General features: G+C 45.2%; 13 protein-coding genes. 11 read left to right on the plus strand and 2 right to left on the minus strand.

Going from position 1 to position 14260, the window contains the following annotated elements; genetic code table 11:
• The first annotated feature begins 19 nt into the window (after positions 1 to 19).
• The 6 genes from RIB93_RS13140 (at position 20) to RIB93_RS13165 (ending at position 4425) form a co-directional block, all read left to right on the plus strand.
• The gene (locus tag RIB93_RS13140; protein WP_446373256.1) at positions 20 to 265 is read left to right on the plus strand and encodes a UPF0175 family protein; all 246 of its coding nucleotides are present in this window, start codon (positions 20 to 22) and stop codon (positions 263 to 265) included.
• Positions 262 to 753 carry a DUF3368 domain-containing protein gene (locus RIB93_RS13145; RefSeq protein WP_446373257.1) on the plus strand — a complete coding sequence of 164 codons (492 nt, stop codon included), beginning with the start codon at positions 262 to 264 and terminating at the stop codon, positions 751 to 753. Before RIB93_RS13140 ends, RIB93_RS13145 begins: the two co-directional genes overlap by 4 nt.
• Positions 754 to 860: 107 nt before the next feature.
• The gene (locus RIB93_RS13150) at positions 861 to 989 is read left to right on the plus strand and encodes a hypothetical protein (protein ID WP_446373210.1); all 129 of its coding nucleotides are present in this window, start codon (positions 861 to 863) and stop codon (positions 987 to 989) included.
• A gap of 227 nt (positions 990 to 1216) precedes the next feature.
• Complete coding sequence (locus tag RIB93_RS13155; RefSeq protein WP_446373211.1) at positions 1217 to 2377, plus strand: DUF262 domain-containing protein; 1161 nt, start codon at positions 1217 to 1219, stop codon at positions 2375 to 2377.
• Positions 2374 to 3483, plus strand: coding sequence for an AAA family ATPase (locus RIB93_RS13160; RefSeq protein WP_446373212.1), 1110 nt, complete (start codon positions 2374 to 2376; stop codon positions 3481 to 3483). The genes RIB93_RS13155 and RIB93_RS13160 overlap by 4 nt, the downstream gene beginning before the upstream one ends.
• 3 nt (positions 3484 to 3486) lie before the next feature.
• A complete protein-coding gene (locus RIB93_RS13165) occupies positions 3487 to 4425 on the plus strand; it encodes a hypothetical protein (RefSeq protein ID WP_446373213.1) in 939 nt (312 codons plus the stop codon).
• A 106-nt stretch (positions 4426 to 4531) separates the two neighbouring features.
• On the opposite strand, the gene RIB93_RS13170 is transcribed toward RIB93_RS13165, so the two are convergent.
• Positions 4532 to 4768 carry a DUF4926 domain-containing protein gene (locus tag RIB93_RS13170; RefSeq protein ID WP_446373214.1) on the minus strand — a complete coding sequence of 79 codons (237 nt, stop codon included), beginning with the start codon at positions 4766 to 4768 and terminating at the stop codon, positions 4532 to 4534.
• 426 nt (positions 4769 to 5194) lie between these two features.
• Here RIB93_RS13170 and RIB93_RS13175 point away from each other — a divergent pair, with 426 nt between their 5' ends.
• Positions 5195 to 7423 carry a tetratricopeptide repeat protein gene (locus RIB93_RS13175; RefSeq protein WP_446373215.1) on the plus strand — a complete coding sequence of 743 codons (2229 nt, stop codon included), beginning with the start codon at positions 5195 to 5197 and terminating at the stop codon, positions 7421 to 7423.
• Positions 7424 to 7513: 90 nt separating this feature from the next.
• On the opposite strand, the gene RIB93_RS13180 is transcribed toward RIB93_RS13175, so the two are convergent.
• Complete coding sequence (locus tag RIB93_RS13180) at positions 7514 to 8023, minus strand: DUF4149 domain-containing protein (RefSeq protein WP_446373216.1); 510 nt, start codon at positions 8021 to 8023, stop codon at positions 7514 to 7516.
• 300 nt (positions 8024 to 8323) lie between these two features.
• Between RIB93_RS13180 and RIB93_RS13185 the strand changes: the two genes are divergently transcribed.
• The 4 genes from RIB93_RS13185 to hpsJ-A all read left to right on the plus strand — a co-directional run bounded on the left by RIB93_RS13185 (position 8324) and on the right by hpsJ-A (position 13942).
• Positions 8324 to 11746 carry a DUF4347 domain-containing protein gene (locus RIB93_RS13185; protein ID WP_446373217.1) on the plus strand — a complete coding sequence of 1141 codons (3423 nt, stop codon included), beginning with the start codon at positions 8324 to 8326 and terminating at the stop codon, positions 11744 to 11746.
• A gap of 34 nt (positions 11747 to 11780) precedes the next feature.
• Positions 11781 to 12671, plus strand: coding sequence for a cyanoexosortase A (gene crtA, locus RIB93_RS13190; RefSeq protein ID WP_446373218.1), 891 nt, complete (start codon positions 11781 to 11783; stop codon positions 12669 to 12671).
• Positions 12671 to 12856, plus strand: a complete 186-nt coding sequence (locus RIB93_RS13195; protein WP_446373219.1) for a hypothetical protein — start codon at positions 12671 to 12673, stop codon at positions 12854 to 12856. Before crtA ends, RIB93_RS13195 begins: the two co-directional genes overlap by 1 nt.
• A gap of 336 nt (positions 12857 to 13192) precedes the next feature.
• A complete protein-coding gene (hpsJ-A, locus tag RIB93_RS13200; protein WP_446373220.1) occupies positions 13193 to 13942 on the plus strand; it encodes an HpsJ-like protein, cyanoexosortase A-associated in 750 nt (249 codons plus the stop codon).
• Positions 13943 to 14260: the final 318 nt, after the last annotated feature.

A 14260-nucleotide genomic window follows, 5' to 3' on the forward strand; every position in this document is an offset into this window, starting at 1 on the left:
ACAGGAGAGGAAGAGGAAGATGAGTGTTGTGATTCCCAATGAAATTGTCAAAGCCAGTGGAATGTCAGCAGAAGAGTTGATGCTAGAGTTAGTCATTCTACTCTTTCAAAAGGATAAAATATCTTTGGGAAAAGCCAGTGAGTTAGTGGGGATGAATCAACTCCGATTTCAGCGACTGTTAGCTGATCGTAATATTTGCATTCATTACGATGTTGCTGAGTTTCAAGAAGACCTTAAGAGTTTACAAGAACGAGGTTGGCTGTGATCGTAGTCAGTGACACTTCGCCACTCAGCAGTTTAGCAATTGTTGAGCAATTATCACTTTTACAACAACTCTATGGAAAAGTGATTATTCCCACAGCCGTTGCTACTGAACTAGCTAATACGGAACCTGAGGATAGCAGAGTCACAGCCGTCTTATCTTTGACTTGGATTGAGACTCAATCCGTTACCAACCGGACACTGATTGAAACGTTGCAAAATGAAGGGAAATTGGATTTGGGGGAATCGGAAGCAATTGCCCTTTCCGTGGAGTTGAATGTAGACGAACTGCTGATCGATGAGCGATTGGGTAGGAGAGAGGCAAAACGTTTGGGACTTTCAATTATTGGAGTGTTGGGAGTTTTAGTCGTAGCCAAGGGTAGAGGACTAATTTCGGCGGTGAAACCCATTATGGACGATTTAATTTTGCAAGCTGGCTTTCGGGTTAGTGATCGCTTGTATACCGAGGTTTTACAGGCTGCTGGTGAGTAGGAAATAGTCGAGAAATGCCATTTACAGAATTTGAGGAAAAATTTCTCAGTAGTGGATGGGTGTACGCTGGTAAGAAAGAAATAAGATAGAGGTAAAAGTTAAAAGCCATGTTTCAAGAGCAACCCACCAACAACGATATCGAACTTTGGCAGAAAGTGTTTGACAAAGAAATTGCCCACATTCAAGCTCGCCAAGACTTCCTCAATAATTCTCTTAGAATTATATGTTGCTATTGATAGAGAACTTGCCAAAAGGCTTGCCCAGCGAGCAGTGGAACATGATTATTCAGATATTCGTGAAGTCGGGGAAGATTTCCAGAACTACCTGGAAAATCGGCATACTACTCTATCAGCAATTTAATCCGCGATCGCTGTTAAAAACTGTCTACTCAGATTTTATATATAGCTGATGAAAGTACAAGGCATTAAATAGATTAAATGAGATTAGATTAGGAGTAACCATTGTGACAGAGCCAAATAACCTGAACTTAGAATTCACTAACGAAGACAGTAATAGTGATGAAGCTACATGGATTAACTCAGAGGAGGATGATATTGAGCCAGAAGACGAGGTAATTACAACTCCATTTGATCCCAGTCAAATCAGGGTTGATACGCGACCCATGACTATTGATTTAGTGCTTAAGAGAATTAAATTTGATGAGATTAATTTAGCTCCTGATTTTCAGCGTAACGCTAACATTTGGAACAATAAGGCAAAAAGCAGGCTCATTGAGTCTATTCTTATTCGTATACCATTACCAGCCTTCTACATGGATGCTACTAATGAAGATAAATGGTTAGTTATCGATGGTTTGCAGCGGTTAAGTACTCTGAAGCAATTTGCTATTGATAAAACTCTTAAATTAAATAATTTAGAATTTCTCACTAATTTTAACGGTAAAAATTATGATGAGTTGCCGCGCAATTATCAGCGAAGAATCGATGAAACAGTCCTAACTGTATATTTAATTGAAAAAGGAACTCCATCTAAAGTAAAGTACAACATTTTTCGACGAATTAACACAGGAGGTTTGCCTCTATCTCCCCAAGAATTACGTCATGCAATAAATCCAGGATCTGCAACAAAGTTTTTAGATAAGCTAGCAAAATCTAAGGAGTTTCAACAGGCTACCAGCATTGGTAAGAGAAAGCAAGAACGCATGGATGATCATGAATTTGTTTTGGGATTTGTTGCTTTCTTTCTGACCCCATATCAAGATTATAATGTTAAAGAGGGCAGAGATTATTTTTTTAATGAAGCCATGGCAAAAATCAACAAGATGGAAACAAAAGAACTTGACGATATTGAATGTAAATTTCTTCGTTCTCTAAAAGCAGCTTATTCTATTTTTAAAGAAAATTCTTTTCGCAAAATCATTAAAAATCAAGAAAAAAAACAACCTCTCAATAAAGCCTTGTTTGAGGTTTGGTCAGTTACATTAAGCAAACTCAATGATCCAAAACTTGAAATTCTTAAACAGCGCAAGGATAAGTTAATTCAAGAATTTGTGAGTTATAGTGAAAATGATGCTGAGTTTTTCCATTCCATATCTCAGGCTTCTGAAAAGGTTAGCTATAGATTTGAGATAGTCGAAAAAATCGTTCAAACTGTTCTATCATGATTAGTTCACTTCAATTGAAAAACTTTAAGGCTTTTGAAGACCAGATGCTTAAGTTTAAAACTTTAACATTACTTTCTGGTCTTAACAGTACAGGTAAGTCTTCAGTTATACAAGCACTTCTTTTATTGCGTCAATCTTATCAGCAAGATTTATTGCCAGAACAAGGTTTGGCTCTCAACGGGGATTTGGTTTGTATTGGTACAGCTCAAGATGCACTTTTTGAGGCGGCAAAAGATGATGTAATCGGTTTTGATCTGCTATGGGAAGATGACACGCAGGGAAGATGGCGTTTCGACTACAACCGCGAGGCAGATGTAATAGATCTTTCCTCACCCCAAACGGCTTCTGATGTCTATAAATCAAGTCTTTTCGGCGATAAGTTCCACTATATTCAAGCCGAACGTATTGGTCCCCGGACATACTTCGAGATATCGGATTTTCAAGTACGACAACATGAGCAAATTGGCACCAGGGGGGAATACACAGCACATTTTCTCTCAACTTATAGAGATAAAAATATTCCTAACAGTAATTTGAGCCATCCAGAGGCAAAGTCACTTGATCTAAAAGATCAGGTCGAGGCATGGATGGGAGAAGTTAGCCCAGGTACACGAATTGAAATCAAGTCAAACCAAGATATGGATTTGGTGAATTTTCAATATTCTTACGGACTCAGTAACCCCTACCGTGCTACTAATGTTGGTTTTGGCATTACTTACACTTTACCCATTATTGTCGCCGTACTTTCATCTCCTCCAGGTACACTAATTTTACTGGAAAATCCAGAAGCGCATCTTCATCCTAAAGGGCAATCAAAAATGGGTGAATTATTGGCACTTGCTGCTAGTTGTGGGGTTCAAGTTGTCATAGAAACTCATAGTGACCATGTTTTAAATGGGATTCGTCTAGCTGTTCATGGTGGAAAACTTGAACCCAATGATGTTCAGTTGCACTATTTTGATCGCAAAGAAAAAGATCGACAAATTTACACCGAAGTAATATCCCCACGGATTGATCAAAATGGACGAATTGATTACTGGCCCGATGGTTTCTTTGATGAATGGGATAAAAGTTTAATGACATTACTAAAACCGAGGGATGCGTAAACCATGGATTTAGAAATGGTATTGAACGAGCTGTCCTTGCGAATTCCGGCTGATAATATTCAAGCTGCTCGACAACGGATGTCAGATCTGATTACTACCGCACAAACAGCGGCTGAACTCGGCGTAAATCCTATTCTTCGCACTCATAGTCAGTTTTACGCTACTGTACTTGCACCTGACTATTCTTTATCTGATTGGCTTGTTGATAGAAATGTGGATCGAGAAAAATCACGATTTATTCTCTTATCTACAAAAACTCCTTTCTTGGCAGATCTTCAAAATTCTGAGATTGAGGATAGAAACCTCCTGTCAGATTTTTACTTTGAGGGAGAATCAACTGAAGGTCTGAAAATTGCTTACTTGCTTGAGTCTCTTGCTCTAAGCATCCAATCAGAACCTCAATGGGAGTTTAGTCATTTAGTTTTAGAAGCGACTTTGCTTGAAGATGAAGAAACTTTCAATTCAGAAACAATAACAGTTTTTCATGCTAGCAAAGTTGAACATATACAGGAACATACTCCTTGGATACAGAATCGTCTTAGGACAAGTGTTCGTGATGGAATAGATCTGTGGAACCGGAGAAGTGAACTTTTTCCTTCTCTAATTTTTTGTGAAACCGTTAACCAGCAACTACGAAAGATTGGTACTGGTAACCCAATACTACGACAAGTTGTCAAAAGATTATTTGAGCTGGAAAACTATTGTAAAAGTTGGACATCCGGCTCATTTAATCCAGATCAATTACCGAGCAAGGCTAGTCCAGAAAGTGAGACAAGGCTTCAGCAGTTGAGAAAGAAGTTCACCTTTGTCTGTCCTGATGGTAACGAACGTATCTTCAGTTTTCATGTTCGCATGACGCCAGGAGCTTGGCGACTTCATTTTTCAGTTGACTTAGGACCAGGTAAAATAATTATTGGATACATTGGTTCCAAAATACTATAAGTAGTCGGACATTGATCGCCTCCCCTAACCCAGACCCGTAAAACTCTCTACCTGATAGCTTTTCCGGTTTTGATTTAAAACGAGTAAGGGAGTTTTATTAACTTGCCTAAGCTAGAGAACGAACGGTGAGAATTTCATTATTTTTCAAGGGTTGAACGGCGGACATCGGCACAGCAATTACATTAATGGATTCACCTACAGCATTAAAAACTTCCAAAATATAGCCATCTTCATCACCGCTAGAATGAGGCACATAATCAACTAGGGTAAGAACGTCACCTTTTTGCAGATGATGTTCTGGAAGGTTGCGAGATAGAACGACGCGCTGGTAAAGTTCAAGCATTTATACCGCGATTCTCGTTTGTTCGTTTGTCTCAACCTCAAAGATAATACTATAGCATTTCCCGGTCTGGTGAGCTACTGTGCCAAGGGCGCAAGGATGGTGCCCCTACTGTTGGGTGTACCACATTGGCTGGGGAACTGCTATATTGCGTAAAGTGGGAAAAGAGTAACTAAATTGGTGCGATCGCGTCTGGGGTAATTGAGTTTGTCTGTCAATAGGAGCCAATGACAAATGATGATGATTGCGTCGCTAAAAAACAGTCTACGCTCTCTTTAGGAATAACTACTTCTTAAACTTCTGCTAAGATATTACGGATTTATTAAGTAAAAGTAGTATATAAACAAAGAACTTGATAAAGTTATACATTATTTAAACTATCAACAGAGTTATGCTCGTTGATGGTATCTTGAGGTCTGAGGAGTCAGTATGTCAAAAATCCCGGTTCAGATAGGCGTAGCCTTAGCGACATTGATGACTGGTGGAATCGCCAGTGCGACGGTGCAAACCCCGATTGAACCCATGGAGTTCGATCGCACTCCCACGGAAATGCCGATCGCACAAGCCCAACTGCTGGATCAATTGTGGCAACAGGTGAGCCAGTTACGGGGTGTGGGTAAATATCGTGAGGCGATCGCGATCCTCGATCGGATCGTGCAAATTGAGCCAGAGGCGTTCTTGGCGTGGTATTGGCGCGGTGAGATATTCAGCAGTTGGGGACAGAATGAAAGCGCGATCGCATCCTACGATGAAGCGATTCGACTTCAGCCCAGTTATCTTTTAGCTCAGTATAAAAAAGGACAAGCCTTATACGAACTCCAACGTTATCAGGCGGCGGTGACAACTTGGCAACAAACCTTAACCTTAAACGCCGAATCGGAGTATGAACAAACCTTAATTTCCACCGTCATCCCCAAAAAAATTGCCCAAGTGCTGTCTTATGAGTTGCGAGAGTATAATCAAGCGATCTCAATCTATGACCAACTTTTGCAAACGAATGAGCAGATGGCGTCAGTGTGGGTAGAACGCGCCGCCGCATTGTATAAACTCGAACGATATCAAGACGCGGTAGCCAGTTGTAACCAAGCCATAGAAATTGAACCGCGAAACGCCCTCGCCTGGAAACGACGGGGATTAGCATTGTATCAATTAGAACGTTATGAGCAAGCGATCGCGTCTTTAGAACGAGCGGTGAGTTATGATTCAACTGATTTAGAAGTAACCACCTTACTCTCTATTCTCACCACCTCTGGCGAATCTACCACCGAGGTTCGTAGCGCCCAACAACGACTCGTGGCGCTGCAAACAGAGATTCGCACCGCCGAAGCCCGATTAGAGGTGCTGCGGAATGAACGCCAAACCGTAACCGCCCAATTTGAATCCTCCCAATCTCAAGTGCGTCAATCGCAACAGCGATTAGTCGCCCTGCGCGAAGAAATTCAAACCGCTCAAGCTCAACTCGAATCCTTCCAAGTCGAAATCCGGGAATCTCGACAACCGTTAATCGCCATTCGAGAAGAGATTCAAACCGCCCAAGCCCAACTCTCATCCGCTCAAGCGGCGGTGCGCCAATCTCAACAACGGTTAGTTGAAGTGCGAGAGGAGATTACCAGCGCTCAAGCCCAACTGACATCTTTACAAAGTGAACGCCAAACCTTAGAAGCGAGACTGGTTGAGGTACGGGAGGAAATTGAAACCTCTCAAGAACGTCTGGAAGCCTCCCAAGCATCTGTGCGCCAATCTCAACAACAGTTAGTCGAAGTTCGCGAGGAAGTTAGCAGCGCTCAAGTCGAATTGACATCACTCCAAAGTGAACGCCAAAGTCGAGAGGCGAGACTGGTAGCGATACAGGAGGAAATTGAAACCTCTCAAGAACGTCTGGAAACCTCTCAAGCATCTGTGCGCCAATCTCAACAACGGTTAGTCGAAGTGCGAGAGGAAGTTAGTAGCGCTCAAGCCCAACTGACATCCCTACAGAGTGAACGCCAAACCTTAGAAGCCAGACTGGTGGCGGTACGGGAGGAAATTGAGGTGTCTCAAGAACGCCTGGAAGCCTCTCAATCTTCGGTGCGACAATCTCAACAACAGTTAGTTGAAGTTCGGGAAGAGATTAGTACTGCACAGATAGAATTTGAATCACTCCAACGTGAACGCCAAACCTTAGAAGCAAGACTGGTAGCGGTACGGGAGGAAATCGAAACCGTTCAAGAACGTCTGGAAGCCTCTCAATCTTCGGTGCGACAATCTCAACAACGGTTAGTTGAAGTGCGACAAGAGGTTAGCAGCGCCGAAGCCAGAGTTGAATCACTCCAAAGTGAACGCCAAAGCTTAGAAGTCCAACTGGTAGCAGTACGTGGTGAAATCGAAACGGCTCAAGAACGCCTGGAAGTCTCTCGCCGTGAATTCCGCACCGTACAACAGCGTTTAAGTACATTACAAGGCGAAATCCAAACCACCGAACAACGAATCGCGACGGCTCGAACTGAACTGCGTCAGTTAGAAGAGCGCAAGACAGTGGAAGTTGACACATTACAGACTCTACAAGTTCAGTATTGCGCTTTACAAGAAGATTTGAGTGAATTGGAAGTCGCGATACGTCGAATCAGGGGAGAGTCAGCCGGAGCGGTTCAGCGTTGTCAATTGTCGAACGTCGAATAATATTGATTTTCACCCTAAGTATCACACCAAAAGGGGCACGACATGTCGTGCCCCTACATCCTACATCTGGTAGTTCAACGGTAAAACCTGTTAAGCGATTTCTCGCGAATCGTGATAACACCAAGCCAATACAGTCGCACCGACAATTAACTTAATCGCTTCTAGGAACCAATAGCCTTCATGCATCTCAACCATTCCGCTTGCCATACCCGTTGCTGGCTCAAACAGATTCAGTTGCATCGCTAGAGCGCTCATCTGGGGCGTCATGATGTAGGTATTAATGATAGCAATTGCTAACAGAAGCCCAGATAATAGGATCGACCAGCGTCTGACATGATGATAGAGATTAGATGTGCCACGTATTGCCAAAAGGCTGGTTAAAACTAAAGCGGCACAGAGTAACTCGATCCGATTAAACATCCAGAAAACCGAATAACCCGCACTGGCAAAACTGGCGTCGTTCAACATTCCAGCCGTTCCCAGAGTGGGCATGATCACGAAATCTAAAATAAAGCTACTACTTAACCACAGACCCAAGACAAACAGAGCAATCGTTTGCCAGGTGGGTCGTTTTGTGCTAGTCCCAAAAACAGCATTCATAGTTTTTCCTTGAATTTCTCTGTTATTTTTAGCTTAACCAAGATCAGAGCAAAAAAATGTAAAATATTCTTGCGAAGCACTCGCGATAATGTTGCGTTTTTTAAAGTTGTCATTCGTCATACTCGCGCAAGCGAGAAGCAAGCTACGTCATTCGTCATTCGTTAGGAGACAAGGAAGGCGGGGCGGGTTTAGTCGCATCTGGGAGAGGGAAGCAACGATAGTAGTGAAACCCGCCCCTACACACTTTCCTAATGCCTCAGGCTAGATTGGAGTGGCAATGGCGATGATAGGGTGCATCAGATGGAATTGATAGAACCAGGAACAGGGTTGATCGTATCCGCTGAGGCGGACAGGGTATCGGGATACTCAGAGGGACTAGGGTTCAATCAAATCGGGGAAGTCAATGGGAGACCAAACCGCGATCGCAGTCTTGTCGGTGAGGCGTATATCCCAGAGTTACAGCCACTTGCAGATAATCCGGTGATTGACGTTGAAGCGGCAGTTCCGTTTCTAGAACACCGCTTATCTAGCGTAGACTCTCCAGAGACATTAAACCCTGAATCAGAGAAGGCGACAGGGCGAGATCTCCTTACCGGATTGGATGTTGGAAACGCCCACAACAGTACTTTAGTATTCGTAGACGCCGGGATTGCAGACGCTGAAACCTTAGTGGCTGGGGTTGTCCCTGGGGCTGAAGTAATCATGCTGACACCGGATCAGGATGGGGTGAGCCAAATTACTCAGGTATTGGCAGAACGTCAAGGACTATCCAGTGTTCAGATTATCTCCCATGGTATGTCGGCTGGGTTGCAATTAGGCGCAGGAGAGTTGAGTCTGGATACGCTGAATACGTATACCAATCAGTTGCAAACCTGGGCAGGGGCATTAACATCAGAGGCTGATATCCTGTTCTATGGCTGTAATCTGGCAGCAACCGCCTTAGGAGAGCAGTTCATCGAACAGGTGAGTCAGTTGACAGGGGCAGATGTCGCCGCTTCTAGCGATCGCACGGGAAGTGCAGCTTTGGGCGGGGATTGGGAGTTGGAAGTATCTCAGGGAACCATTGAATCCGATGTGGCGTTGCAGATGTGGGCGCAGTCGGCGTATCAGGCGGTACTGGATGCGGTGGATAATAATCTAACAGTCAATAGTGCCAGTTTTTTGGGGGGAAATGGGGATGACAGTGGCAATGCGGTGGAAATTGCCCCCGACAGAACCATTGTGATTGGCGGGAATTTTGATCTAACACCGACTCAGAGTTTAGCAGATGGACAGGGGACAGTCATCCGTTTGGATTCTACGGGACAAACGAGACTCTCAGTAACTCAGGTGGGTGCTGATGTGGATGACTTGGATCTCAATCGCACCAATGGCAACATCACCGTTGTCGGTGACTTTGGCGTTAAAACCCTCAATAGTGACGCCAGTCAGGTTCTCTGGAGTGCTAATCCCGGTAGCGCCCAACGAGTCGCGGTGGCGGGGCAGGGTCAAGTTGCTGTCCTCGCAGATAAACAGGTGACAGTTTATAATCCACAGGGGACTGCCATCGGTAACTTTACTGTCCCAGGAACCCAGATTGCAGATGTGGCGATTGACAGTAATACCTCATCGGTATTTGTCACCGGATATCGACAGGTAAGTACCAATTTACAGCTTCCCTTACTCCGCAGCTATAGTTACACGGGTGAGATTAACTGGGAAAATTATAATTTTTCGGCTAATGAAGCCGCCGGAGAGAATTTAGGCGCAGATACTCGTGGGTTACGGGTAGCGATTGGACAAGATAATCAGCTTTACTTTGCAGGTAGTTTGGACGGCGGGAATAGTGTTTTTCAACGCGATCCCGAAACTATCACCCAATCGGCTGGTAATGTGAATATCGACAACTACACAAACACATCGAACAGTGGTGGCGGAAAATTTGCCTATTTTGCCCGCTTGAATCCGGCGACAGGAACTTTGAATCAGGGTCAGATTTTCCTCACCCGCCTTTCCAGTGGTAAAGGAAATTCCTTTGCGGTTAATGCAATTACGGCGGATGCCAATGGTAGAGTTTATATTGGGGGTCAAGCCGGTGCTTCTTTACCCGATCGCTCTGAGTTGCAAATTAATGGAATGTCTGTCGGACCCTACAGTGGCTTTGAGGGGGCAGTGATTGCGGTAAGTGAGGATTTCCAACAACGGGAACTGGTGGGACTTTGGTCGGGAGGTAGTCCATCGGGTTCTGAGGTGAATGGGGTGGCGGTGTTTGGAGATATCCGGGCGATGGTGTCCACAAATTCCGGTACAAATATGATTACGGTTAATCCGCTTCAGGGTACTTCGGGTGGTAATCAGGATGCCTTTTTCTCAGTTTGGCAAAGTCCAGCCACTCCGATTGGTAATCCACCCACAGAGATTAATTTAACGAATACAACCATTGCTAAAAATACGTTACAGGAGAAGGTTGTGGGTGAGCTGACGACGCTTGACCCAGATACAGATGATCGCCATACTTACACGTTAATTGATGATGCCGGAGGACGGTTTGCGATCGCTGATAATAAATTGCTCGTTGCCGATGGTGTTAACTTAGACTTTGAGACCAATCAGAGTTATCAGATTACTGTCCGCAGTACCGATGCCGATGGCTTCTCTTTTGAAGAGAGCTTTGAGATTGCGATCGCGGCTGTTGATGATACCCCGACGCCTACACCAACACCTACTCTACCCGTTGGTTTAGTGGATTTGGCACAAATCGGTTCAACTCAGGGCGTTTTTCAAGTGGGTGGAACTCCCGGAGAAGCGGTGCGCTTACAGTTCGACTGGACGTTCCGAGAAGCCCAGTTTAAAAATGAAGTCGGTGTCTTGCGAGTAGATGATGCCATGGGGACAGTGAATGGCGTGCGCCCCGGTGATCCAGGATATGCCCAGCAAGCCTTAACTCGTGCTGAGAGCCAGGTATTATTTGCCCGGGGGGAGAATGTAGGTAAGGGTGTGGATTTGAGCCTCCAGGCGGGAGAGTATTGGGTGTTTTATTTAATTCAGGATAGTACCCGGGCAGACTGGCTAGCCGAGAATCCGGACAATCGTCTGGATGGGGAAACCATTGCCTTTTTCTCCGTCACGGCGGCAAATCCTGATCAGTTTAACCACGTTCAACGTACCGAGTTGGGGGATGGTATGGTGCAACTGGCTTGGGAAGATCTCACGGGTGGCGGCGATCAAGATTTTAATGATGTTATCTTCAACGTGAGTAACGCTGATTGGACTGTGCCAGGGGAGTTGGGTGAGATGAGACCCCTGATTTTCAACTGGATGGCACAAGATAGCGTGATCAGTCATGAACTGGGTTTATTTTTGTTTGATCAGCCCAACGGACAAATCGGTAATTTAGTCCCTGGTGATCCGGGTTATGCTGTAGCTGCCCTGTCTCAGCCGAATCGCCAGGTTATCGTTGCACCGGGAGAGACAGGGAATGGGCAACGGACACTGAATGTGAAGAGCGATCGCGTTTTAGGATGGTATTTGATCCAAAACGGCACAACGGAACAGTTTTTACGGGAAAACCCCGACAATTTACTGGGGAATTCGCCCTTAGCCTTTTTCTCAATCATTGCTGCGAACCCTAATGGGATCGATAACTTCTGGCGACTGTCCCCGAATGAATTTGCCTGGGAAGACCTGACAAACGATAGTGATATCGACTTTAATGATGTAATGATAGGCATTCAGTTTGGCTAATTTTCTCTCTAATCGTTTCTACCCATAAAGCACCATGAAAGCGACCTCTCTCACACCCCTGCAACGATTAAAAATCCCCCCCTATTGGCTACTTGCGATCGCTGCTGGCTTAGTTGCCATCTATATGACACTCAGTTGGAAAGCCGGAGATGAAGCCCAACTTGGCATGAGTGTCTTGTTTTGGCTAGCGGTTGGTTCCCTACTTTGGGGAAAACGCCATGAGTTAAACCTGGAAAGTGAAGTTGTCCCAAGTATCGCTGGGGCGTTAGTCATTGGCTTTATCCTTTGGTACAGCGCCAGCATCAGTGGGTTGAGGCTAACTAACGAAAATGTGCAAAGGCTGGCACCGTTACTGCGACTGCTGCCGTTTATTTCTGCCATTGGTGTGGCGTTACTTGCCTCTGGGTTTAAAGGATTCAAACAATACTGGCAAGAAATAACCATCCTGTTTTTTCTCGGTGGACCGGCTACAATTGCCTCATTTATACCAGATATTTCGCCAATCACGGCTATATTTTCGGCGTTCATGCTGCACTATATGGGCTTTCAGGTCGATCTGTACGATAAGGTCTTTATTAACCTGCCTGATGGTGGCGTTAAGGTGTATCATGGCTGTTCCGGCATGGAAGCGATGACGTATGTGTTGGGACTATCGGTGATTTGTCTGATTATGTTTCCCATTGCTCGCCGTAAGCAGTATTTCGTACCACTCATAGCGTTGGTTGTCGGATTTGTCGTCAATAGCTTCCGGGTGGCATTGATGGCGGTGCTGGCAAATGCCCAAAATATGGAAGCCTTTAAATACTGGCATGAAGGCGAAGGATCTCTAGTCTTCGGCATGATTTCCGTGATGGTTTTCGGCGTGTTCTACTGGTTGCTGCTGCGGCTGGAGGACACGAGTTCTCCGGAGACTGAGGAGGCATAATGTCCTGGAAACAGGTGCGGATTTTTGTGTTAGCGCTGATTTTTGGTGCCGTTCTCGTGGTGTTGCTGAAAGTCATTCTGGTAACTCTGGCTGAGAAAGGGCAAGGAAAGTCAGCGACTAGGGTTTCCCAGGTTGAGTCGTTGGCATTGCCGCCATCGGTAGAGATGCGCTATAGCGCATCTTGACATTCGTAAGCTGGCATGCATTGAAATTTTGTATAGGTAGTGAGCAAGATGCAAAGCCTGCGGCATGGCTTCGCTAAACACACTACAAGGATTTCCCCATTCTTGACATTATGGTTTAAATGCCGAACAAGTTACCACGCATAATTTAGACAATCTGTTTCCAGAGGTAGGGAAAAAGAGATAATCTATTGAACGTTAAACGTCATTAGTCTGCTAACCAATGAATTAGTTGTGATCATTATGTCGGACATAAGACGTAGCCTGCTTCTCAAGGGAGCGAGTATGACAAATGACAAATGACTAATGACGAATGACAAATAACCAATACTTAAAACCATGACGCAATCAGAAGAAAAAGATAAGTTTGTTCCTGCCATCGACCAACTGTGGAAGTTTAGCGCTGGTTTATCCAAGTCAATCGGAGTGGTGCGGTGGATAGGCTATGGGTTATTGATTTTGGCATTCTTCGATGTCGTAGAGATATTTGTACCTCCCCTGTTTATGAATCCCGCTTGGGAATTTCAGACGCTTGGGCAATTGGTGGAACGAGTGCCCGTACCGTTGCTGGGATTGGCGCTGGTGTTTTTAGGGGAGAGAGATCAACGCATCCGCTGGGAACCTCTCATTCTGAATATCTTGTCCTGGTTGGCGTTGCTAGTGGGGATTTTGTTCTTTTTACTGGTTCCCTTGGGTGTGGTGAACACAATCCGACTGGACGCGCGGAACACGGATCAAATTACTCGGCAAGTTGAACAGCGGCAGGAGCAGATTCAACAGGTTAAACAGGCACTCGGACAAGCGACGACTGTAGAACAGATGCAGTTTCTGATTAGTCAATTGGATAGTCAAGGGCGCACCCCACAGATTCAAGGTACTGAGCAGTTAGCTGAGGTGAAGGAGCAGCTTTCGACATTTTTGGAACAGGGTGAGACGCGGATGCAGGAGGAAGCTCAATCCCAGAAAAAGTCTCGGCGCTTACGGTTACTGGAGAATTCGGTGAAGTGGAATTTGGGCGCTTTGGTGTCTGGGGCGTTGTTTGTTAGTGTTTGGCGCTTAACGGGTTGGGCAAGACGTAGCGATTCATGAACCGCGCCTTACTTCGTGAAGATGCGGATTGCCAGAGATAACCTGGCAGTAGAGACGCGCCATGGCGCGTCTGTACATGAATAGGGCATGAGTTGGTAGAGGATAATCACTGTCGGACGAGACCATTGGTGTCAACTTAAGGCTGAAACCCTTACTTAATAAGAGATCCCCCCTAGCCCCCCTTGATACTGCTGGCGAATTGGAAAAACCTAACCCCCCAGCCCCCTTCCCAACCCCCCTCATTCCCCCCTGCGAGGAGGGAGGACAGAGGATGCTTCGCTTTTATTGCACGGAAGGGGGAGCCTCTAAGCCCCTCCC

This window comes from Coleofasciculus sp. D1-CHI-01, from assembly GCF_040218875.1.
Taxonomy (GTDB): Bacteria; Cyanobacteriota; Cyanobacteriia; order Cyanobacteriales; family Coleofasciculaceae; genus Coleofasciculus.

Excerpts from the sequence above, each read along its gene's own strand:
- RIB93_RS13170 (WP_446373214.1), bottom strand. The coding sequence starts at position 4,768 with ATGCTTGAACTTTACCAGCGCGTCGTTCTATCTCGCAACCTTCCAGAA.
- RIB93_RS13160 (WP_446373212.1), top strand. The coding sequence starts at position 2,374 with ATGATTAGTTCACTTCAATTGAAAAACTTTAAGGCTTTTGAAGACCAG.
- crtA (WP_446373218.1), top strand. The coding sequence starts at position 11,781 with ATGAAAGCGACCTCTCTCACACCCCTGCAACGATTAAAAATCCCCCCC.
- RIB93_RS13195 (WP_446373219.1), top strand. The coding sequence starts at position 12,671 with ATGTCCTGGAAACAGGTGCGGATTTTTGTGTTAGCGCTGATTTTTGGT.
- RIB93_RS13175 (WP_446373215.1), top strand. The coding sequence starts at position 5,195 with ATGTCAAAAATCCCGGTTCAGATAGGCGTAGCCTTAGCGACATTGATG.
- RIB93_RS13180 (WP_446373216.1), bottom strand. The coding sequence starts at position 8,023 with ATGAATGCTGTTTTTGGGACTAGCACAAAACGACCCACCTGGCAAACG.
- hpsJ-A (WP_446373220.1), top strand. The coding sequence starts at position 13,193 with ATGACGCAATCAGAAGAAAAAGATAAGTTTGTTCCTGCCATCGACCAA.
- RIB93_RS13185 (WP_446373217.1), top strand. The coding sequence starts at position 8,324 with ATGGAATTGATAGAACCAGGAACAGGGTTGATCGTATCCGCTGAGGCG.
- RIB93_RS13140 (WP_446373256.1), top strand. The coding sequence starts at position 20 with ATGAGTGTTGTGATTCCCAATGAAATTGTCAAAGCCAGTGGAATGTCA.
- RIB93_RS13150 (WP_446373210.1), top strand. The coding sequence starts at position 861 with ATGTTTCAAGAGCAACCCACCAACAACGATATCGAACTTTGGCAGAAA.
- RIB93_RS13165 (WP_446373213.1), top strand. The coding sequence starts at position 3,487 with ATGGATTTAGAAATGGTATTGAACGAGCTGTCCTTGCGAATTCCGGCT.